Consider the following 20194-nt stretch of genomic DNA (forward strand, 5'->3'; position numbering starts at 1 on the left):
TTCCAATGGACACTCCAAAACCGCTGCAACAGTCCGCGCACCTGCTGGACGACCTTGAGTCGATCCGCCAATTGCTCGGAGATGACAACCTGCAACCGCCTCTGCTGACCGACACGGTCGAGGAAGGTGATCAGGAACAGATTCCCATGTTGTTCGACGCCGTGAGCGAGCCTTCGCCACCCGTCGTACCGACAACGCCTGCCCCGATCGTTGAACCCGTCACCGCGGCAACGTCGGCGCCCGCCCCCAGCAAGAACCCGGATGACTTGCTGCACCTGGACAGCGAATTGCGCGCCGCCGCGCAATTGATCATGCAAGACGTGATCGACGATTTCGCCCCGCACATCGAGACCGAAATCAAACGTCGCCTCAGTGCGCGACTGGAGCGCTTGTTGAACCAGTACAACGACTAACCACAACGCATATGGCTCTACTGTAGGAGCGAGCTTGCTCGCGAAGGACGTTAATGATTACGCGCGCTATCTGGATAAACGCGTCGCCCTCCAGTCTTTCGCGAGCAAGCTCGCTCCTACAGAAGAAGCAGCGTTCAGGTACTCAAGTAGCGTCCGATCAATGCGATCCCGCTGGCCAGCACCAGCCACGTCACCAGGCGCACAAACGCCTCGCGGGACAAGCGCATGGTCAGCCGTCGACCGAACCACAGCCCCAGCACCATCGCCGGCAACAGACAAACCGCCAGCACCAGCAACGGCAAATCGGCATACACACCGGCGATTGCAAACAGGCTCAAACGCACCACCGTACTGCAACTGATCAGCGCACTCTGGGTGGCCCGGGCTGCCTCCTTGGGCAACCGGCTGTTCAAATAGATCGCATAGAGAAAGCCGCCGCTGCCAAACAACGCGCCAAACATTCCGCCCACCGTCCCCATCGGCAGCGCCCACGCGGCGGACAACTGCGCCGGACGGACCTTTATCCACAGGCTGTAAATTGCATAAGCGCTGATAAACAGCCCCATCAGCAGCAGCAACAGGTCGGATTTCAGGTTCAGCAGGAATATCACGCCAAGTGTGCAGCCCACCGCCATGCACGGCAGCAACCGCAACAGCTCCGGCCTCGCCACATCTCGCCGTGACGGCAGCAGATTGCCGAATGCCGCGACAAAATCGAGCAACACCAGCAACGGCACGATCTTCGACAGTGGCATGAACAGAATCAGAATCGGCCCGGCGACCAGCGCGGTGCCGAAACCGGCGATGCCGAACACGATGTAGGCCAGGGCGATGCCCGCACCGATTACCAGCCAGTCCAGCGGGCCAAAGGGCCATTGGTTCAACAGTTCAAACACATTCATCCGAACATCTTCCTTGATCACATGAGGCGACTTTACCTCTGTGGGAGCGAGCTTGCTCGCGATGGCGATCTGTCTGGCACATCAATGCTGAATTTGCTGGCCCCATCGCGAGCAAGCTCGCCCCCACATAAATGCCCTCAATGGATTTGTGAGCAGTCGTGGAGATTGCCAGGCAAATGCCTTTAAACTGCGCCCCATGATTAAAGATCCCTTTGCAAGACTCGGCCTGGACCGCGAAGTCCTGACCGTCAGCCAGCTCAACGGCCGCGCGCGGGTGTTGCTTGAAGACGTGTTCAGCAACATCTGGGTCGAAGGCGAAATCTCCAACCTCGCCCGCCCGGCTTCCGGCCACGTCTATTTCACCCTCAAGGACAGCGGCGCCCAGGTCCGTTGTGCGTTGTTCCGGCAGAACGCAGCACGGGTTCGCCAGGCCTTGAAGGACGGCCTGGCGGTCAAGGTCCGTGGCAAGGTCTCGCTGTTCGAGGGACGCGGTGATTATCAGCTGATCCTCGACACCGTGGAGCCGGCCGGCGACGGCGCCTTGCGCCTGGCGTTCGATGCACTCAAGGAAAGGCTCAGCGCCGAAGGCCTGTTCAGTGCCGAGCGCAAGGTGCCGTTGCCGGCGCATCCGCAACGCATCGGCATCATCAGTTCGCCCACTGGGGCGGTGATCCGCGACATCATCAGCGTGTTCCGCCGTCGTGCACCGCAGGTGCAATTGACCCTGATCCCTACCGCCGTACAGGGCCGCGAAGCCACAGCGCAGATTGTCCGCGCCCTGAAACTGGCCGATGCCCGCGGTTTCGACGCACTGATCCTGGCCCGGGGCGGTGGCTCGCTGGAAGATCTCTGGTGCTTCAACGAAGAAGCCGTGGCCCGCGCCGTAGACGCTTGCGTGACGCCGATTGTCAGCGCGGTCGGCCATGAAACCGACGTGTCGATCAGCGACTTCGTGGCCGACGTACGCGCGCCCACCCCCTCCGCTGCCGCCGAATTGCTGGCACCGGATTCCAGCGACCTGGTGCGTCGGGTCGAAAGCCTGCACCGACGGCTGGTGATGCGCATGCGGGACCGCTTGATGCGCGACCGCCTGCGCCTGGAAGGCGTTTCCCGACGCCTGCGCCATCCCGGCGAGCGCCTGCGCCAGCAAGCGCAACGCCTGGATGACCTGGACATGCGCATGCGCCGCGCGTTCGAGCGCAGCCTCAACACCCGCCGCGAACGCTTGATCCGCCTGGAAACCCGTCTGGCTGCACAACATCCGGGCCGGCAACTGGCAATGCTTCGCCAGCGCCTCGACAGCCTGGCCGAACGCCTGCCGCGCGCGATCCGCGAAGGGCTGAAGAGCCGTCGCCTGCAGTTGCACAGCCAGATGCAGACACTGCATGTGGTCAGCCCGTTGGCGACCCTCGGCCGTGGCTACAGCATCTTGCTGGACGAGCGCGGCAACGCGATCCGCAACGCCGCGCAAACCCATACCGGCCAGCGCCTGAAGGCCAAACTGGGCGAAGGCGAACTGCAAGTGCGGGTCGAAGACAATCACCTGACGCCCGTCACCCTTTCTTTACTGGATTGATCCATGCCGCGTTTCTTTGCTCCGTTGCTGTTGCTGCTCCTGACCTTCAACGCCCATGCCGACAGCTACATTACTCGCCAGTTGAACAAACCGGTGCCGGGAGGCGTTGCGGTGGTGGACCTGGGCACGTCCGCCCAGGCGCCAAAAGCCACTTATCAAGGCAAACCGGTGCTGGTAGTGAAGGAACAGAACAACTGGCTGGCCATTGTCGGCCTGCCGCTGACGGTCAAGCCGGGGATTCAATCGATCAGCAGCGGCGGCCGTAATCTGAATTTTACGGTTGGCAACAAGAAATACCCGGAACAGCGCATCACCCTGAAGAACACCCAACAGGTCAATCCGGACCCGGAAAATCTCAAGCGCATCGAGCGTGAACTGGCTGAGCAGATTACTGCCTACCGCACGTTCAGCCCCAACACCCCGAGCAACCTGCTGCTGGACAAACCGGTGAACGGGCCGCTGTCGAGCAAGTTCGGCGTGCGGCGCTTTTTCAACGGTGAAGAACGCAATCCCCACTCAGGCCTGGACTTCGCCGTACCCGGCGGTACGCCAATCAAGACCCCAGCCGCCGGCAAGGTGATCCTGATCGGTAACTATTTCTTCAATGGCAACACAGTGTTCGTCGACCATGGCCAGGGCTTTATCAGCATGTTCTGCCACATGTCGAAAATCGACGTGAAGGTGGGGCAGCCACTGGCCCGTGGTGACGTGGTCGGCAAAGTCGGCGCGACCGGCCGCGCGACCGGACCGCATATGCACTGGAACATCAGCCTGAACGATGCGCGGGTCGATCCGGCTATCTTCATTGGTGCGTTTCAGCCCTGAATCCTAGCCGAGGCCGATGGCCTCTTCGCGGGCAAGCCCGCTCCCACAGGGATTGCGCTGTACCTGTGGGAGCGGGCTTGCTCGCGATGGCAATATCACAGACACCGAAAGCAGTCCGGCAGTGTCACATCATCAATTGCGCACCACTCAAACCTCGCGCAAACAACAAAACAATCACTGCCAATCGCAGCAATAAAATCTCGATAAATACCCGCTCACGAGTATTCCTCTCAATTTTTTTCGACTGCTTGCCATCTTTCCCCCCCAAGGTTAGGGTTGAAGGCATGAAAACCTCTCACACCCTCATTCAGCTCCGCCAACACCGCAGCCTGTGCCTCGTCAGTGCACGACTGCCGGGCTGAATCGTGGTGCCTCGTCCCAAGCGTTAGTCCAAGAACTTTTGATCCACCGGCAGGCCGCCTTTTTTCGGCCAACACAATAAGGATTTCCTGATGAGCATGCTCAAAGACCCGTCTTCGAAATACCGCGCGTTCCCGACCATCGACATTCCGGACCGCACCTGGCCGTCGAAAACCATCACCGCCGCGCCGATCTGGTGCAGCTCCGACCTGCGCGACGGCAACCAGTCGCTGATCGAACCGATGGACGCCGTCAAGAAGCTGCGTTTCTGGAAAACCCTGGTGCAGGTCGGTGTGAAGGAAATCGAAGCGTCGTTCCCGGCCGCCTCGCAAACCGACTTCGACTTCGTCCGCACCCTGATCGAAGGCAACCACATCCCGGACGACACCACCATCCAGGTGCTGACCCAGGGCCGTGAAGACCTGATCGAGCGCACCTTCGAATCCCTGCGCGGCGCGAAGAAAGCCATCGTTCACCTGTACAACGCGACCTCCCCTTCCTTCCGCCGCATTGTCTTCAACCAGGACAAGGACGGGGTCAAGGCCATCGCCGTGAACGCCGCCAAGCTGTTCGTCAAATACGCGGCCATGCAGCCGGATACCGAGTGGACCTTCGAATACTCGCCGGAAACCTTCAGCGCCACCGAAATGGAGTTCGCCAAGGAAGTCTGCGACGCGGTGATCGAAGTCTGGAACCCGACGCCCGAGCACAAGATGATCCTCAACCTGCCGGCCACGGTGGAATGCGCGACGCCGAACATCTATGCCGACCAGATCGAATGGTTTGGCCGTCACATCAACCGTCGTGACAGCGTGATCATCAGCCTGCACACCCACAACGACCGTGGCACCGGCGTTGCCGCCACCGAACTGGGCCTGATGGCTGGCGCCGACCGTGTCGAAGGCTGCCTGTTCGGCAACGGCGAGCGTACCGGTAACGTCGACCTCGTGACCGTGGCGTTGAACCTCTACACCCAGGGCGTGAACCCTGAGCTGGACTTCTCCGACATCGACGGCGTGCGCAAAGTCGTCGAAGAGTGCAACCAGATCCAGGTGCACCCGCGTCACCCGTACGTCGGCGACCTGGTGCATACCGCGTTCTCCGGCTCGCACCAGGATGCGATCCGCAAGGGCTTTGCCCAGCAGAAACCGGACGCACTGTGGGAAGTACCGTACCTGCCGATCGACCCGGCCGACATCGGCCGCAGCTACGAGGCGGTCATCCGCGTCAACAGCCAGTCGGGCAAGGGCGGTATCGCCTACCTGCTGGAACAGGAATACGGCATCAGCCTGCCGCGTCGCATGCAGATCGAGTTCAGCCAGGTCGTGCAGCGTGAAACCGACCGCCTGGGCCTGGAAATGACCGCCCAGCAGATCCACGCATTGCTGCACAGCGAGTACTTGCAGGCCAACACCCCGTACGCGCTGGTCAGCCATCGCCTGCAGGAAGAAAACGGTCACAGCGCCGTCGAAGTGGAAGTGGCCAGCCAAGGCCAGGGCGAGACTAACCTGCACTGGCGCGGCAAGGGCAACGGCGCCCTGGAGGCGCTGGTGGCCGGCTTGCCGGTACCGGTGGAAATCATGGATTACAACGAGCACGCCATCGGCGCTGGCACCAATGCCAAGGCTGCGGCCTACATTGAACTGCGAGTGAACGGCGAACGCGCGGTGCATGGCGTCGGCATCGACGAAAACATCACCACCGCCAGCTTCAAGGCCCTGTTCAGCGCACTGAACCGCTCGCTGAGCCAGCCGGAAGCGAAAGCGGCGTAACCCATCGCTGAAATGCAAAAGGCCTCAAGGTGCGAACCTTGGGGCCTTTTTGTTTGCCTGCCTGTTTTTGTGTTGCTTGTCCCGGCCCCATCGCGAGCAAGCTCGCTCCCACATTTGATCGGTGTGAACGCGGTCACTGTGGGAGCGAGCTTGCTCGCGATGAGGCCCTGTCAGACAGTAAAGATTTCAGGTGAACTCGAAGGTATCGGCATCCAGATTCGCCGGAAACCGCGTGCGATACGCCGCCAGTTCCGCCGCATCCAGCACCACCTTGAACACCCCGTCAGCCTCTCCGGCACTGAGCAGCGTCTCGCCCTGGAAATCCAGGACCTGGCTGTCACCGGTATACGCAAAACCTTTGCCATCCGTGCCAATACGGTTCACCGCCGCCACATAGCACAGGTTCTCGATCGCCCGCGCCGGCAGCAAACGGTTCCAGTGCTGGCGCCGCGCACCAGGCCAGTTGGCGGTGTACAGCAGCAGGTCGGTGTCCTGGGCGTCACGGCTCCACACCGGGAAGCGCAGGTCGTAGCAAATCAACGGCCGTACTCGCCAGCCCTTGAGCTCGAACTGCACCTGGCGCTCGCCGGGGGTGTAGTGGTTATGCTCACCGGCCATGCGGAACAGATGACGCTTGTCGTAATGCCACACCTCGCCATCCGGGCGTGCCCACAACAGGCGATTGCGATGACTGCCGTCGGCGGCCTGGACGATCACGCTACCGGTGATCACCGCATCAAGCCTCAAAGCCTGAGCCCGCAGCCATTTGCTGGTGGGGCCGTTTTCCGCTTCGGCGAGGGCTTCCGACTCCATGGAGAAACCGGTGGTGAACATCTCCGGCAGAATGATCAGGTCGGCGCCGCGAGCCTGCTCCAGCAACGGTTCGAAATGCTCAAGGTTGGCCTGGCGGTCGTGCCAGGCCAGGGACGTCTGGATCAGCGCAACGGTCAGTTTCGGCAATGCACTCAGATCACGCATAGTTTTTCCGCCGCTTCACGCAGGGTCTCCTCACGCTTGGCAAAGCACAGCCGCACCAGGCGCTGGCCGACCGGTGGCGTCTGGTAGAACACCGAGATCGGGATACTGGCCACGCCGTGCTCGCGAGTCATCCACAGGGCCATCTCGACGTCATTGAGGTCCGGGCGGATCTGCGAGTAATCGACCAACTGGAAATAGGTGCCGGTCACCCGGGTGAAACTGAAACGCGACGGCACCAGCAGATCGCAGAACAGATCACGCTTGGCCTGATAGAAAGCAGGCAGCTCTTCGACGTGCTCGGGATGCTCGGCCATAAAATCGGCCAAGGCGTATTGCAGCGGCGTCACACCACAGAAATTGACGTACTGGTGCACCTTGCGCAATTCCGCCGTCAGGGCCGGCGGTGCGATCACATAACCGGTTTTCCAGCCGGTGACGTGGTAGGTCTTGCCGAACGAACTGACCACGAATGCACGCTGATACAGCTCTTCATGGGCCAGCACGCTGACGTGAGGCACGCCGTCATACACCAGGTGCTCGTAGACTTCGTCGCTGATCACATAGATATCGCGATCACGGATTAATGTCGCCAACTGGTCGAGTTCGTCACGGCTGATCAACGCACCGCTAGGGTTGTGCGGGGTGTTGAGAATGATCATCCGCGTGCGCGGGCTCAGTGCCTGAGCAAGCTTCTCGAAGTCGATACTGAAATCGTTCAGGCCCAGTTGCACATGCACGCAACGGCCGCCTGCCAGCTCCACCGAAGGTTCGTAGCTGTCGTATGCCGGGTCAAACACAATGACTTCGTCACCGCTGTGGATAACCGCCTGAATGGCACAGAAAATCGCCTCGGTCGCGCCGGGGGTAACCGTCACTTCAGTATCCACATCCACCTGCACGCCATAACTGCGGGCGATCTTCGCCGCGATCTGCTGACGCAACACCGGCAGCCCGGTCATTGGCGAATACTGGTTATGGCCGCTGGCGATATGCCGGCCGACCGCATCGCACAGGGCCTGCGGGGCCGCGAAATCGGGAAAACCCTGGGACAGATTGAGCGCGCCGGTCTGAGCCGCGAGCTGAGACATCTGAGTGAAGATAGTGATGCCGACATTCGGCAGCTTGCTGGTGATCATCGGTGGTTCCCTGCTCTACACCCGGCTCTACGGCGGCGCGGGGGAGTCCGAGGATAGCCCAAACGGCAGGCATGAAAAAGGGCGCCTTATAGACGCCCTTCTTCAATTGATCACCGCCGTACCTTGTGGCGAGCGGGCTTGCCCGCGTTGGGTCGCGAAGCGACCCCAATCCTGCGATCTCGGTGTGTCTGGTAGACCGCACTTGCAGGTATTGCGGCTGCTGCGCAACCGAACGGGGGCAAGCCCCCTCGCCACAACAAGCCCACCCCAAAAGAGTGAGCAAGCGCTGAATCAGCGCTTGTCGCGACGCTTCTTGTCGGCCTTCTTGTGGTGCGACATCAAGCGACGCTTCTTGTTGACCTGACGGTCGGTGAGCGTGTTCTTGTTGCCTTCGTACGGGTTCTCGCCACCCTTGAACTCGATGCGGATCGGCGTACCGACCAGCTTCAGCACACGGCGGTAGGTGTTTTCCAGGTAACGCACGTAGGACTTCGGCACCTTCTCGATCTGGTTGCCGTGGATCACGATGATCGGCGGGTTCGCGCCACCGAGGTGGGCATAACGCAGCTTGATCCGGCGGCTGTTGACCATCGGCGGCTGGTGCTCGCTGACCGCGTCTTCCAGGATCTGGGTCAGGCGACTGGTCGGCCAACGGGTAACCGCGGACTTGAACGAGTTCTGTACCGACGCGTAGAGGTTGCCCACGCCGGTGCCGTGCAGTGCCGAGATAAAGTGAATATCGGCAAACTCGACGAAAAACAGACGACGCTGCAACTCGATCTTGACGAAGTCGCGCTCGCTCGGCGTCATGCCGTCCCACTTGTTGATCGCGATGACCAATGCACGACCGGCCTCAAGGGCAAAGCCCAGCAGGTTGAGGTCGTGATCCACCACGCCTTCACGGGCGTCCATCACGAAGATCACCACGTTGGCGTCTTTGATCGCTTGCAGGGTTTTGACCACGGAGAACTTTTCGACTTCTTCGTGGATCTTGCCGCGCTTGCGCACACCGGCGGTGTCGATCAGCGTGTACTTCTCGTCGTTACGCTCGAACGGGATGTAGATACTGTCGCGGGTGGTGCCGGGTTGGTCATAGACGATTACCCGGTCTTCCCCGAGCATGCGGTTGACCAGGGTCGACTTGCCGACGTTCGGACGGCCGATGATGGCGATCTTGATCCCGTCTTTTTCGCTTGGGCCAGGAATGCGCTTGGCTTCCTCGCCTTCGGCTACATCTTCTTCCTCGCCTTCTTCCAGCTCGTCTTCGTCTTTCGGGAAGTCACTCAGTGCGATTTCCAGCAACTGGGTGATACCACGGCCGTGGGCACCGGCGATCGGGATCGCGTGGCCCATGCCCAACGGGGCGAATTCGGCGCGGGCCATTTCCGGGTCGATATTGTCGACCTTGTTGGCCACCACATGGGAACGCTTGTTACGTTTGCGCAAATGCTCGGCGATCATCTGGTCGGCGGCGGTGAAACCGGCCTTGGCATCTACCAGGAACAGAACGACATCCGCTTCTTCAATGGCCAGCAGCGACTGCTCGGCCATCTTTTCGTCCATACCGTGCTCGTCACCGGAGATACCGCCGGTGTCGATCAGAATGTAGGAACGCCCTTGCCACTTGGCCTCACCGTACTGGCGATCACGGGTCAGACCGGACAAGTCGCCGACGATGGCGTCACGAGTCCTGGTCAGGCGGTTGAACAAGGTGGACTTGCCGACGTTCGGTCGGCCCACCAGGGCGATTACGGGAACCATGCGGCTCTCCACTTCGTTATTTCAGAAAATACAAAAGCCGCTGCGAGGCAGCGGCTGGTGCTCGGGGCAATCACCGTGTGTTTTTTTGCAGGAGCGAGCTTGCTCGCGAAAAACGCAAAGACACCGCGTTTATCCAGATTGCCAACGTAATCGTTGACGTCCATCGCGAGCAAGCTCGCTCCTACACTCTTACAAACGGTGAAGCAGCCTGGGGGGTTAACCCCAAGCATAGTCAAACCTTTACTTAATGGTCAGGGCTTCCAGTTTGCCGCTGTTGCCATATACATAAATCGTGTCACCCACCACCAGCGGACGGGCACGCAGGCCGTCGCTGTCGATGCGCTCGCGGCCGACGAAACGACCGTCCACCTGACTCAGCAGGTGCAGGTAACCTTCCAGGTCACCGACTGCAACGTAGCTGGAGAACACTTCCGGAGCCGACAGTTGACGGCGGGCCAGCGAGTCGTTGCTCCACAAGGCTGTGGTGGAACGCTCGTCGACGCCTTCAACGGTGCCCGAAGACAGGGTCACATAAACGGTACCGAAACCCTGGGCGACACCGGCATAGCTGGAAGCATCACGCTGCCAGAGCTGACGGCCGCTTTGCAGGTCCAGAGCAGCAACGCGCCCCTGATAGCTGGCGACATACAGCGTCTCGCCCGACAGCAGCAAGCCACCGTCGATGTCGACCACGCGCTCCAGCTCCGAACGACCTTGCGGGATCGCTACGCGCTGTTCCCACACCGGTACGCCGTTGGAGATGTCCACGGCAACCACTTTACCGGTCGACAGGCCAGCCACCGCGAGGCGGTTGGTCACGATCGGCGCACTGGTGCCACGCAGGGTCAGTACCGCAGGCGTGCTGTCATAGATCCAGCGACGGTCACCGGTGGAGGCATCCAGGCCGATCAGACGATCGTCCTGGGTCTGAACCACCACGACGTCACCGTTGTTGGCTGGCGGCGCCAGTACTTCGCTGGACACGCGAGCGCGCCACTTTTCTTCACCGTTGATCGCGTCCAGGGCAACGATTTCACCCTTGATCGTACCAATGGTGACCAGACCGTAACCTACGCCAACGGCGCCGGAAACAGGCAACTCGAGGTCTTTCTTCCATTTGACGTCGCCGGTGTTGCGGTCCATCGCCATCAACACGCCAGTGACGTCTGCGGCATAGATGGTATCGCCATCGATGGCCGGAACCAGCATGTTGTAGGTTTCGCCCTGACCGTCACCGATCGAACGACTCCACTGCTTGTGCAGAACCACTTCTTCCTTGAAGTCGACCAGTTCGGCCGGAGGCAGTTCTTTTTTGCTGTTGCTGCTGCAACCCGCGGCCAAAATGGCCAGGGCCAGCAATGCTGCATGTTTCCAACGAATCACGTCACGCATCCCCTTTGGCCAGGTCGTCCAGCTTGATTTGCAGGCCACCGACCGCCGCTTCATCCGACAGCGCCGCCTTGGCTTTTTGATACGCCGCGCTCGCCTCGTCGGTACGACCCAGCTGCACCAGCAGGTCACCCTTGAGCTCTTCGCGAGTGGCCAGGAATGCCTTGTCGGCATCGCCTTCGAGCAGCTTCAGTGCTTCGTCGGCCTTGTTCTGCGCGCCGAGTACCTGGGCCAGACGCTGACGGGCGATTTCGCCCAGCGCCGGGTTGGCCGGTTTGGCGACAATGGCCTTGAGCTCGGTGACCGCGTCGTCCAGCTTGCCGCTGTCGACCGCTACCTTGGCCACGAACAGGCTGCCGTACTGCGCATAGGCGCTGCCGCCGAACTCGCTGTTGAGCTTGCCGGCCAGGTCCGAAACACGGGCCGCATCAGGCTTGCCGTCAGGCGTCAGCGTGGTTTCGAGCAATTGCTGATAGAGAATCGAGGCGCCTTGCGACTGATTGCTCTGATACTTCTGGAACGCCTGCCAGCCGAACACGATGACCAGCGCCAACAGGCCGCCAGTGACCAGGGGCTTACCGTTGCGTGACCACCATTCCTTCAATTCCATCAAATGTTCGTCTTCGGTACTCGACACCCCAATACTCCTTAATCGCTAATTCGGCTGTTTAGACAGCTTCAACCCTGCACGACGCAGGTGGCCAGGTGTGCTGCAAGCGCATCCCAGGCAATGCTTTGTTGTTCGCCCTGGCCACGCAGGGGTTTGAAACCTACCACTTGCTGGGCCATTTCGTCGTCACCGAGGATCAGCGCGTACAGCGCGCCGCTCTTGTCGGCCTTCTTGAACTGGCTTTTGAAACTGCCGGCGCCGGCATTCACTTGCAGGCGCAGGTTGGGCAACTGGTCACGCACGCGCTCTGCGAGGGTCAGGCCGGCCAGTTCGGCGGCTTCACCGAAAGCGCAGAGGTAGACGTCGACCTGACGGGAGATCTCTTGCGGGATCTGCTCCAGGGTTTCGAGCAACAGCACCAGGCGTTCGATGCCCATGGCAAAGCCAACGCCAGCGGTCGGCTTGCCGCCCATCTGCTCCACCAGACCGTCGTAGCGGCCACCGGCACACACGGTGCCCTGGGCGCCAAGTTTGTCGGTGACCCATTCGAAAACGGTCTTGCTGTAGTAGTCCAGCCCGCGAACCAGCTTCGGGTTGATCACATAAGGAATACCGGCGGCGTCCAGACGAGCCTTGAGGCCCTCGAAATGCACGCGGGATTCTTCGTCGAGGTAGTCGGCCATTTTCGGCGCATCGACCAGAATCGCCTGCGTCTCGGCGTTCTTGGTGTCCAGGACCCGCAACGGGTTGGTCTTCAGGCGGCGCTGGCTGTCTTCGTCCAGCTTGTCCAGATGCCGGGACAGGAACTCGACCAGTGCCTCGCGATAACGACCGCGAGACTCGCTGGTGCCCAGGCTGTTGAGCTCGAGCTTGACCGCATCGCGGATGCCCAGTTCGCCCCACAGGCGCCAGGTCAGCACGATCAACTCGGCGTCGATGTCCGGACCGTCGAGGTTGAACACTTCGACACCGATCTGGTGGAACTGGCGATAACGGCCTTTTTGCGGACGCTCGTGGCGGAACATCGGACCGATGTACCAGAGTTTCTGAACCTGGCCGCCGCCGGTGATGCCGTGTTCCAGCACCGCGCGCACACAGGCTGCCGTGCCTTCAGGGCGCAGGGTCAGGGAGTCGCCGTTACGGTCGTCGAAGGTGTACATCTCTTTTTCGACGATGTCGGTCACTTCACCGATGGAACGCTTGAACAGTTCGGTGAACTCGACGATCGGCATGCGGATCTGCTTGTAACCGTAGTTATCCAGCAGACGCGAAACGGTGCCTTCAAAATGACGCCACAGGGGAGTCTGTTCGGGCAGGATGTCGTTCATGCCACGAATGGCTTGCAGAGACTTGCTCACTTAAATTCCTTAATTCGTTCGGCTCTTTTTAGCCGGGCTTAGCCGCGCGCAATAACGGCAGCTTCAGCTTCGACCTTTTCGGCCGCTTTCTGGCGGATCAAGCGTTCAAGCTCATCCACCAGATTGTCATTCGTCAGCTTCTGCGACGGCTTGCCGTCGATGTAAATCAGGTTCGGCGTGCCGCCGGTCAAGCCGATATGGGCTTCCTTGGCTTCGCCCGGGCCATTGACCACGCAACCGATAACCGCGACATCCAGCGGCACCAGCAAATCCTCGAGGCGCCCTTCCAGCTCGTTCATGGTCTTGACCACATCGAAGTTCTGCCGCGAGCAGCTCGGGCAGGCGATGAAGTTGATGCCACGGGAACGCAGGTGCAGGGATTTGAGAATGTCGTAGCCGACTTTCACTTCCTCGACCGGGTCGGCCGCCAACGAGATGCGGATAGTATCGCCAATCCCTTCGGCGAGCAGCATACCGAGGCCCACGGCAGATTTCACCGTGCCGGAACGCAAACCACCGGCTTCGGTGATGCCCAGGTGCAGCGGCTGGACGATTTCCTTGGCCAGCAAGCGGTAGGCTTCGACGGCCATGAACACATCGGAGGCTTTCACGCTGACCTTGAAGTCCTGGAAGTTCAGGCGCTCAAGGTGCTCGACGTGGCGCAAGGCAGACTCGACCAGCGCCGCCGGGGTCGGCTCGCCGTATTTCTTTTGCAGGTCTTTTTCCAGGGAACCGGCGTTCACGCCGATACGGATCGGGATCCCGCGGTCACGGGCGGCATCCACCACCGCACGAACGCGGTCTTCGCGACCGATGTTGCCCGGGTTGATCCGCAGGCAATCGACACCCAGTTCGGCTACGCGCAAAGCGATCCGGTAGTCGAAGTGAATGTCGGCAACCAAGGGTACTTTGACCAGTTGCTTGATCTTGCCGAAGGCTTCGGCGGCGTCCATGTCCGGTACGGAGACCCGCACAATATCGACGCCGGCCGCTTCCAGGCGATTGATCTGCGCGACGGTGGCCGCAACATCGTTGGTGTCGCTGTTGGTCATGCTCTGCACAGCGATAGGCGCATCGCCGCCCACAGGCACGTTACCGACCCAGATCTTGCGGGATTCGCGACGTTTGATTGGAGATTCGCCGTGCATGACTTATTGACCCAACTTCAGGCGAGCAGTCTCGCCACTGGTGAACGGAGCGACATCAACCGGCTGGCCGTTGTAGCTGACCTGAGCGCCACGGGCAAAGCCCAGACGCACGGCAAACGGTGGTTTGCCATTGATTGCCAGGCTGTCGCCTTTGCGTTTGAGACCGCTGAACAGCACCTTGCCGCTACCGTCGGTCACTTGTGTCCAGCAATCGGAAGTGAACTGCACCTGAACCTGGCCTTGACCGGCCACCGGCGCGGCTGCCGCTGGAGCCGGAGCGACAGGGGCTACCGGTGCAGTCGCCACCGGGGCCGGGACGGCAGGAGCTGCCGGAGCCGGAGCTGCCGGGGTCACCGGCGCTGCGACAACGGGCGCAGTGGTGTGCGCGGGTGCGGCTGGCGTGGTCGGCGCTACCGGGGCGGCTGGCGCAGTCGCCTGAGCCTGCTCTGGTGCTTCAGCCGGAGCGTCGGCCTGTGGCAGCGCGAGGGCGGTTACGCCTTCGCTCTGACCTTCCACGACGGCCTGGTCTTCCGGCTCGTCCAGCGGGTGAATCTGTGTCGTACCGTCGGCGCCTTCGACTTCTACGTGCTCTGGTGCCAGACCGATCAGGTCCTTGGTGCGCATCGAGGTCTGATCCTGCCACCAGACGAAACCGCCACCGATCACCGCGACCAGCAACAACAGACTGACGATTCGTAAAATGGTGTGGGAAACCCGGACCGGCTCTTCAATACGGCCCAGGCTGTGAACATTGCTGCCCTGGGAGTCGGTACCGGTGGATTGATCGAATTGCTGGACCAGAACGGCCTGGTCCATGCCGAGCAACTTGGCATAGGCGCGAATGTAACCACGGGCAAAAGTATGCCCGGGCAGCTTGTCGAAGGCGCCGGCTTCCAGATTGCTCAGGGAAGTGGTGGTGAGGTTGAGCTTGAGGGCCACTTCGGCCAGCGACCAGCCATTGCTTTCGCGGGCCTGGCGCAAAGTCTCACCGGGGTTTACGCGATTCGCTGCTACAACTTCGGGATGCGCCGCTTTCATCATTGCTCCGACAGGTATTGCTGATATTCCGGCGTACCGGGATAGAGTCTTTTTAGTTGCAGGCCTGCACTTGCGGCCTTGTCGCGGTCTTCGAACACTTTTGCCAGCCGAACGCCGAGCAATAGACTACGTGCATTTTGCTCCGAGAGCTGGCTAAAACGGTCGTAATAGTCACGCGCAGGCACATAATGCCTGTCTTCGTAAGACAACTCAGCCATTTCCAGCAATGCACGTGGTTGTTGGCGGTTCAGGCGCAGGGCTTTTTCCAGTTGCTGCCGGGACAGATCGCGCTGACCGAGCATCGCTGCGGTCATGCCCAGGTTCTCGAACACCCGCGAACGCTCAGGATACAGGGTATCGGCAGCGGCCTGTTCAAAGCGCTCGTAGGCTTCGTTGTAACGCTTCTGCTCGAACAGGAAACTGCCGTAGTTATTGAGGATTCGTGCATCGGCGGGACGGGAAGCCAGCGCCTTGCGAAAATGCTCGTCGGCAAGTTCCGGTTCCATCTCGGCCTGGAACACCAGCCCCAGCGCCGCGTTGGCATCAGGGTCGGAGCCATCCAGCTCCAATGCTTTCTTCAACGGAACCTTGGCGCGCTCGGTCATGCCTTGTTGCAAATACCCGATACCGAGTTGCACATAGGCCTCACGCGCTTCATCACGGCCCTTGCTGGTCTTCATCGGGTTGTAATCACCCGAAAGCACGCAGCCAGCACACAGGCTGGCCAACAGCAAAAGCAGCGCAAAGCGCAGGGACATAGAGATCCTCTCTTGGTTATTTCGCGGCGTCTTGCGCTACATCGTTGTCGGCGTTGAGTTCACGCACGGCGATATAACGTTCGCTGCGACGGGTGCGATCCAGCACCTGCCCTACCAGTTGACCACAGGCCGCATCGATGTCTTCACCACGGGTGGTGCGGACGGTGACGTTGAAACCGGCATGATGAAGCTGATCCTGGAAACGACGAATGGCGTTGTTGCTCGGGCGCTCGTAACCGGAGTGCGGGAACGGGTTGAACGGGATCAGGTTGATCTTGCACGGGATGTTCTTGAGCAGCTCGATCATCTCCACGGCGTGCTCGACCTTGTCGTTGATATCTTTGAGCAAGGTGTACTCGATGGTCAGCACGCGCTTTTCGCCGAGATTCGACATGTAGCGCTGGCACGACTCGAGGAGCATCTTAAGCGGATACTTCTTGTTGATCGGCACCAATTGGTTACGCAATGCGTCATTCGGTGCGTGCAGGGACAACGCCAGGGAGACGTCGATGTGCTTGGAGAGCTCATCGATCATCGGCACCACGCCGGAGGTCGACAGGGTCACACGGCGCTTGGAAATGCCGTAGCCCAGGTCGTCCATCATCAAATGCATGGCCGCGACGACGTTGTCGAAGTTCAGCAGCGGCTCACCCATGCCCATCATCACCACGTTGGTGATGGCACGGTCGACGGTTGCCGGGACGCTGCCAAAGGATTTGTTGGCAATCCACACCTGCCCGATGACTTCGGCGGCGGTGAGGTTGCTGTTGAAGCCTTGCTTGCCGGTGGAGCAGAAACTGCAATCCAGGGCACAGCCTGCCTGGGACGAAACGCACAAGGTGCCGCGCTTGCCCTGGGGAATGTAAACGGTCTCGACGCAGCTGCCGGACGCCACGCGCACCACCCACTTGCGGGTGCCGTCGCTGGAGATGTCCTCGCTGACCACTTCCGGACCACGGACCTCAGCAACAGCCTTGAGCTTTTCGCGCAAGGCCTTGCTGACGTTCGTCATGGCATCGAAATCATCGACACCAAAGTGGTGAATCCATTTCATTACCTGACCGGCACGGAAACGCTTCTCCCCGATTGAGTCGAAGAATTTTTCCATTTCCAGCTGGGTCAGACCCAGCAGGTTAGTTTTTACAGTCGATGTAGTCATGGATTCACCTTCACTCTTAAGCCAATGCTTAGCGAGTGGTTACTTCAGTAGCTGCGAAGAAGTACGAGATTTCGCGAGCGGCAGCGGCTTCGGAGTCCGAACCGTGTACGGCGTTGGCGTCGATGGAATCAGCGAAGTCAGCGCGGATGGTGCCGGCAGCAGCTTCTTTAGGGTTGGTAGCGCCCATCAGCTCACGGTTCAGAGCGATAGCGTTTTCGCCTTCCAGAACCTGAACGACAACCGGACCGGAGATCATGAAAGCAACCAGGTCGTTGAAGAAACCACGAGCGCTGTGCTCAGCGTAGAAGCCTTCAGCTTCGGCTTTGGATAGTTGCTTCAGTTTCGAAGCTACAACGCGCAGGCCAGCTTTTTCGAAACGAGTGGTGATCTCGCCGATAACGTTTTTAGCAACGGCGTCAGGCTTGATGATGGAGAAAGTACGTTGAACAGCCATGGTGTAACTCCAGAAACGGTAATTTACGAAAAATTAAACCCGCGAATTATACGCGGGTTCTCGGGTATTGCCTAACCTGCTCGACAGACTCAGTCTGCCTCTTCGATCCAGGCGGCCTGAATGGCTTCAAGCACTTTCTCGCCGCCGCGGGTCGGATCATCGCTGAACTCCGGCAATGCCAGCACCCATTGGTGCAGATCGACGAAGTTCACGTAACGCGGGTCCACCTCAGGCTTGCTTTCAGCCAACTGGATCGCGATTTCCAGCACATCAACCCATTTCAGACTCATTTCAGATCCTTGAATCAGTGCGGTGCTTCGGCCGCATGGTTGAGCGAATACTTCGGAATCTCGACGGTCAGGTCTTCGGTACCGACCTTGGCCTGGCACCCCAGACGGGACTCACGCTCAAGACCCCAAGCCTTATCAAGGTAGTCCTCTTCCAGCTCGTCAGCCTCTTCCAGCGAGTCGAAACCCTCGCGGATGATGCAGTGGCAAGTGGTGCAGGCACAAACGCCGCCACAGGCACTTTCCATCTCGATGTGGTGCTCGTGGGCCAGTTCGAGGATGGAAATACCCGTCTCAGCCTCAACAACCATGCCTTCGGGGCAAAACTTCTCGTGTGGCAGAAAAATGACCTGCGGCATCGTTATTCCTCAATCTCATTCAGGTTGCGCCCCGCCAGCGCGGCTTTCACCGTCGAGTCCAGGCGGCGGGCAGCAAAGGCGTCGGTCACTTGCGACAGACGCTTGGTCTGCTGCTCGATGGCGTAACCATCGGTACCTTTCATCAGTTCGGTCAGTTCCTGCACCTGCAGGTCGATGACCATGCGCTCGTCGGCGTCGAGCAGTCGGTCGCCGTCGGCCTCCAGAGCAGCCTGCACCGCTTCGATCAGGCGCTGGGCATCGACCTGCTGCTCACGCAGTACGCGGGCAACCTTGTCATCGTTGGCGTGCTGGAACGAATCCTTGAGCATCTTGGCGATTTCGCCGTCGGTCAGACCGTAGGACGGCTTGACCTGGATGCTGGCTTCCACGCCCGAACCCAGTTCGCGGGCGGAAACACTGAGCAAGCCATCGGCATCGACCTGGAAGGTCACGCGAATCTTCGCTGCGCCGGCCACCATCGCTGGAATGCCGCGCAATTCGAAGCGTGCCAGGGAGCGACAGTCGCTGATCAGCTCGCGCTCGCCCTGCAATACGTGGATGGCCATGGCCGACTGGCCGTCTTTGTAAGTGGTGAAGTCCTGGGCACGAGCGACGGGGATGGTGGTGTTGCGTGGAATCACCTTCTCCATCAGGCCGCCCATGGTTTCCAGCCCCAGGGACAACGGAATCACGTCGAGCAGCAGCAGTTCATCGCCATCGCGCTTGTTGCCGGCCAGGGTATCGGCCTGGATCGCAGCACCGATGGCTACCACTTGATCCGGATCGATTTCAGTCAGCGGCTGGCGACCGAAGGCTTCGGCGACAGCTTCACGAACGCGAGGCACGCGAGTCGAACCACCGACCATGACCACGGCATGCACGTCTTCCAGTTCGACACCGGAATCACGCACCGCGCGGCGGCAGGCCTTCAGGCTGCGAGCGACCATCGGCTCGATCAACGCATCAAAGGCTTCACGGGTCAGTTCGGCTTTCCAGGCGCCATGCGCCACTTCGACCGACGAGGCACTGGTCAGCGCTTCTTTGGCGGCACAGGCAGTCTGCAGCAGTTGACGCTGCGCGCCCGGATCAAGGTCGGCCGACAAACCGGCACCCTCAATGATCCAGCCGGCAATCGCGTGGTCGAAGTCATCGCCACCCAGGGCGCTGTCGCCGCCGGTGGCCAACACTTCGAAAACACCGCCGGTCAGGCGCAGAATCGAAATATCGAAGGTGCCGCCGCCCAGGTCGTAAATCGCGACCAAGCCTTCGGCGTGCTGGTCCAGACCGTAAGCCACGGCTGCCGCGGTCGGCTCATTGAGCAAGCGCAACACGTTCAGACCGGCCAGCTTGGCCGCGTCCTTGGTGGCTTGACGCTGAGCGTCGTCGAAATAGGCCGGAACGGTGATCACCGCGCCCACCAGCTCACCGCCCAGGGTCGCCTCGGCACGCTGACGCAGAACCTTGAGGATGTCGGCGGAGACTTCCACCGGGCTTTTCGGCCCCTGGATCGTCTCGATGAACGGCATGTGCGATTCGCCACCGACAAAGCGGTACGGCAGTTGATCGCCCAATTGCTTGACGTCGGACAGACCACGACCCATCAAGCGCTTGACCGACAGCACGGTGTTCAACGGATCGGTGGCGGCGGCCAGCTTGGCGGATTCGCCAACTTCGACGCGATCGGCATGGTAGCGCACGGCAGACGGCAGGATGACCCGCCCTTCTGCGTCAGCCAGAGGCTCGGAAAGTCCACTGCGCAATGCAGCGACCAGCGAATTGGTAGTGCCCAAGTCGATCCCCACAGCCAGACGACGCTGGTGCGGTTGAGGACTTTGGCCGGGTTCGGCGATCTGCAGTAGGGCCATCGTTATCAGGACTTATCTGTATATCAGGCGTGCGACCGGAGCGGCA

21 protein-coding genes are annotated in these 20194 nt (G+C 60.5%); 4 read left to right on the forward strand and 17 right to left on the reverse strand.

What is annotated here, in order from left to right; all coding sequences use genetic code 11:
• Positions 1–5: 5 nt before the first annotated feature.
• On the forward strand, positions 6–413 hold the full coding sequence (locus tag J4D25_RS09905; RefSeq protein ID WP_057716287.1) for a hypothetical protein: 408 nt from the start codon (positions 6–8) through the stop codon (positions 411–413).
• Positions 414–547: 134 nt separating this feature from the next.
• On the opposite strand, the gene J4D25_RS09910 is transcribed toward J4D25_RS09905, so the two are convergent.
• On the reverse strand, positions 548–1315 hold the full coding sequence (locus J4D25_RS09910) for a sulfite exporter TauE/SafE family protein (protein WP_057716288.1): 768 nt from the start codon (positions 1313–1315) through the stop codon (positions 548–550).
• Positions 1316–1511: 196 nt separating this feature from the next.
• Here J4D25_RS09910 and xseA point away from each other — a divergent pair, with 196 nt between their 5' ends.
• Positions 1512–2891, forward strand: coding sequence for an exodeoxyribonuclease VII large subunit (gene xseA / locus J4D25_RS09915; protein ID WP_057716289.1), 1380 nt, complete (start codon positions 1512–1514; stop codon positions 2889–2891).
• A gap of 3 nt (positions 2892–2894) precedes the next feature.
• A complete protein-coding gene (locus tag J4D25_RS09920; RefSeq protein ID WP_057716290.1) occupies positions 2895–3716 on the forward strand; it encodes a M23 family metallopeptidase in 822 nt (273 codons plus the stop codon).
• Between the two features lie 124 nt (positions 3717–3840).
• Here J4D25_RS09920 and J4D25_RS09925 read toward each other — a convergent pair whose 3' ends face one another.
• Positions 3841–4002 carry a hypothetical protein gene (locus J4D25_RS09925; RefSeq protein WP_167362849.1) on the reverse strand — a complete coding sequence of 54 codons (162 nt, stop codon included), beginning with the start codon at positions 4000–4002 and terminating at the stop codon, positions 3841–3843.
• Between the two features lie 166 nt (positions 4003–4168).
• On the opposite strand from J4D25_RS09925, the gene leuA reads away from it, so the two are divergent.
• Entirely contained in the window at positions 4169–5848 is a 1680-nt protein-coding gene (leuA, locus tag J4D25_RS09930) for a 2-isopropylmalate synthase (RefSeq protein ID WP_057716291.1), read from the forward strand.
• 186 nt (positions 5849–6034) lie between these two features.
• Here leuA and J4D25_RS09935 read toward each other — a convergent pair whose 3' ends face one another.
• The 15 genes from J4D25_RS09935 to hscA all read right to left on the reverse strand — a co-directional run bounded on the left by J4D25_RS09935 (position 6035) and on the right by hscA (position 20148).
• A complete protein-coding gene (locus J4D25_RS09935) occupies positions 6035–6826 on the reverse strand; it encodes an amidohydrolase (protein ID WP_057716292.1) in 792 nt (263 codons plus the stop codon).
• Positions 6814–7962 carry a pyridoxal phosphate-dependent aminotransferase gene (locus J4D25_RS09940; protein ID WP_057716293.1) on the reverse strand — a complete coding sequence of 383 codons (1149 nt, stop codon included), beginning with the start codon at positions 7960–7962 and terminating at the stop codon, positions 6814–6816. Before J4D25_RS09940 ends, J4D25_RS09935 begins: the two co-directional genes overlap by 13 nt.
• Before the next feature lie 291 nt (positions 7963–8253).
• Positions 8254–9723 (reverse strand): ribosome biogenesis GTPase Der, encoded by a 1470-nt coding sequence (gene der / locus J4D25_RS09945; RefSeq protein WP_057716294.1) that lies wholly within the window; start codon positions 9721–9723, stop codon positions 8254–8256.
• Positions 9711–9887, reverse strand: a complete 177-nt coding sequence (locus J4D25_RS09950) for a hypothetical protein (RefSeq protein WP_157858934.1) — start codon at positions 9885–9887, stop codon at positions 9711–9713. Before J4D25_RS09950 ends, der begins: the two co-directional genes overlap by 13 nt.
• A 76-nt stretch (positions 9888–9963) precedes the next feature.
• Positions 9964–11115, reverse strand: coding sequence for an outer membrane protein assembly factor BamB (bamB, locus tag J4D25_RS09955; RefSeq protein WP_057716296.1), 1152 nt, complete (start codon positions 11113–11115; stop codon positions 9964–9966).
• Complete coding sequence (locus J4D25_RS09960; protein WP_057716297.1) at positions 11108–11749, reverse strand: tetratricopeptide repeat protein; 642 nt, start codon at positions 11747–11749, stop codon at positions 11108–11110. The genes bamB and J4D25_RS09960 overlap by 8 nt, the downstream gene beginning before the upstream one ends.
• Before the next feature lie 41 nt (positions 11750–11790).
• Positions 11791–13080: a histidine--tRNA ligase gene (gene hisS / locus J4D25_RS09965; RefSeq protein ID WP_008053247.1), complete on the reverse strand. Its 1290-nt coding sequence runs from the start codon at positions 13078–13080 to the stop codon at positions 11791–11793.
• A 38-nt stretch (positions 13081–13118) separates the two neighbouring features.
• Positions 13119–14228 (reverse strand): flavodoxin-dependent (E)-4-hydroxy-3-methylbut-2-enyl-diphosphate synthase, encoded by a 1110-nt coding sequence (gene ispG, locus J4D25_RS09970; protein WP_008057743.1) that lies wholly within the window; start codon positions 14226–14228, stop codon positions 13119–13121.
• Positions 14229–14231: 3 nt separating this feature from the next.
• Positions 14232–15266, reverse strand: coding sequence for a RodZ family helix-turn-helix domain-containing protein (locus J4D25_RS09975; protein WP_057716298.1), 1035 nt, complete (start codon positions 15264–15266; stop codon positions 14232–14234).
• Positions 15266–16024, reverse strand: coding sequence for a type IV pilus biogenesis/stability protein PilW (pilW, locus tag J4D25_RS09980; RefSeq protein ID WP_057716299.1), 759 nt, complete (start codon positions 16022–16024; stop codon positions 15266–15268). Before pilW ends, J4D25_RS09975 begins: the two co-directional genes overlap by 1 nt.
• Before the next feature lie 16 nt (positions 16025–16040).
• The gene (gene rlmN, locus J4D25_RS09985) at positions 16041–17183 is read right to left on the reverse strand and encodes a 23S rRNA (adenine(2503)-C(2))-methyltransferase RlmN (RefSeq protein ID WP_057716300.1); all 1143 of its coding nucleotides are present in this window, start codon (positions 17181–17183) and stop codon (positions 16041–16043) included.
• Between the two features lie 28 nt (positions 17184–17211).
• Positions 17212–17637 carry a nucleoside-diphosphate kinase gene (gene ndk / locus J4D25_RS09990; RefSeq protein ID WP_007903599.1) on the reverse strand — a complete coding sequence of 142 codons (426 nt, stop codon included), beginning with the start codon at positions 17635–17637 and terminating at the stop codon, positions 17212–17214.
• Between the two features lie 89 nt (positions 17638–17726).
• On the reverse strand, positions 17727–17927 hold the full coding sequence (iscX, locus tag J4D25_RS09995) for a Fe-S cluster assembly protein IscX (RefSeq protein WP_008070969.1): 201 nt from the start codon (positions 17925–17927) through the stop codon (positions 17727–17729).
• A 14-nt stretch (positions 17928–17941) separates the two neighbouring features.
• On the reverse strand, positions 17942–18283 hold the full coding sequence (gene fdx, locus J4D25_RS10000; protein WP_007998670.1) for an ISC system 2Fe-2S type ferredoxin: 342 nt from the start codon (positions 18281–18283) through the stop codon (positions 17942–17944).
• Between the two features lie 2 nt (positions 18284–18285).
• A complete protein-coding gene (hscA, locus tag J4D25_RS10005; protein WP_057716301.1) occupies positions 18286–20148 on the reverse strand; it encodes a Fe-S protein assembly chaperone HscA in 1863 nt (620 codons plus the stop codon).
• Positions 20149–20194: the final 46 nt, after the last annotated feature.

Origin of the sequence: Pseudomonas sp. GW456-L13, assembly GCF_017350115.1 — a bacterium.
GTDB lineage: Bacteria > Pseudomonadota > Gammaproteobacteria > Pseudomonadales > Pseudomonadaceae > Aquipseudomonas > Aquipseudomonas jessenii.

Excerpts from the sequence above, each read along its gene's own strand:
- J4D25_RS09905 (WP_057716287.1), top strand. The coding sequence starts at position 6 with ATGGACACTCCAAAACCGCTGCAACAGTCCGCGCACCTGCTGGACGAC.
- J4D25_RS09935 (WP_057716292.1), bottom strand. The coding sequence starts at position 6,826 with ATGCGTGATCTGAGTGCATTGCCGAAACTGACCGTTGCGCTGATCCAG.
- J4D25_RS09920 (WP_057716290.1), top strand. The coding sequence starts at position 2,895 with ATGCCGCGTTTCTTTGCTCCGTTGCTGTTGCTGCTCCTGACCTTCAAC.
- ndk (WP_007903599.1), bottom strand. The coding sequence starts at position 17,637 with ATGGCTGTTCAACGTACTTTCTCCATCATCAAGCCTGACGCCGTTGCT.
- bamB (WP_057716296.1), bottom strand. The coding sequence starts at position 11,115 with ATGCGTGACGTGATTCGTTGGAAACATGCAGCATTGCTGGCCCTGGCC.
- J4D25_RS09910 (WP_057716288.1), bottom strand. The coding sequence starts at position 1,315 with ATGAATGTGTTTGAACTGTTGAACCAATGGCCCTTTGGCCCGCTGGAC.
- pilW (WP_057716299.1), bottom strand. The coding sequence starts at position 16,024 with ATGTCCCTGCGCTTTGCGCTGCTTTTGCTGTTGGCCAGCCTGTGTGCT.
- der (WP_057716294.1), bottom strand. The coding sequence starts at position 9,723 with ATGGTTCCCGTAATCGCCCTGGTGGGCCGACCGAACGTCGGCAAGTCC.
- hscA (WP_057716301.1), bottom strand. The coding sequence starts at position 20,148 with ATGGCCCTACTGCAGATCGCCGAACCCGGCCAAAGTCCTCAACCGCAC.
- J4D25_RS09925 (WP_167362849.1), bottom strand. The coding sequence starts at position 4,002 with ATGCCTTCAACCCTAACCTTGGGGGGGAAAGATGGCAAGCAGTCGAAA.
- rlmN (WP_057716300.1), bottom strand. The coding sequence starts at position 17,183 with ATGACTACATCGACTGTAAAAACTAACCTGCTGGGTCTGACCCAGCTG.
- ispG (WP_008057743.1), bottom strand. The coding sequence starts at position 14,228 with ATGCACGGCGAATCTCCAATCAAACGTCGCGAATCCCGCAAGATCTGG.
- leuA (WP_057716291.1), top strand. The coding sequence starts at position 4,169 with ATGAGCATGCTCAAAGACCCGTCTTCGAAATACCGCGCGTTCCCGACC.
- J4D25_RS09975 (WP_057716298.1), bottom strand. The coding sequence starts at position 15,266 with ATGAAAGCGGCGCATCCCGAAGTTGTAGCAGCGAATCGCGTAAACCCC.
- J4D25_RS09940 (WP_057716293.1), bottom strand. The coding sequence starts at position 7,962 with ATGATCACCAGCAAGCTGCCGAATGTCGGCATCACTATCTTCACTCAG.
- iscX (WP_008070969.1), bottom strand. The coding sequence starts at position 17,927 with ATGAGTCTGAAATGGGTTGATGTGCTGGAAATCGCGATCCAGTTGGCT.
- J4D25_RS09950 (WP_157858934.1), bottom strand. The coding sequence starts at position 9,887 with ATGGACGTCAACGATTACGTTGGCAATCTGGATAAACGCGGTGTCTTT.
- fdx (WP_007998670.1), bottom strand. The coding sequence starts at position 18,283 with ATGCCGCAGGTCATTTTTCTGCCACACGAGAAGTTTTGCCCCGAAGGC.
- xseA (WP_057716289.1), top strand. The coding sequence starts at position 1,512 with ATGATTAAAGATCCCTTTGCAAGACTCGGCCTGGACCGCGAAGTCCTG.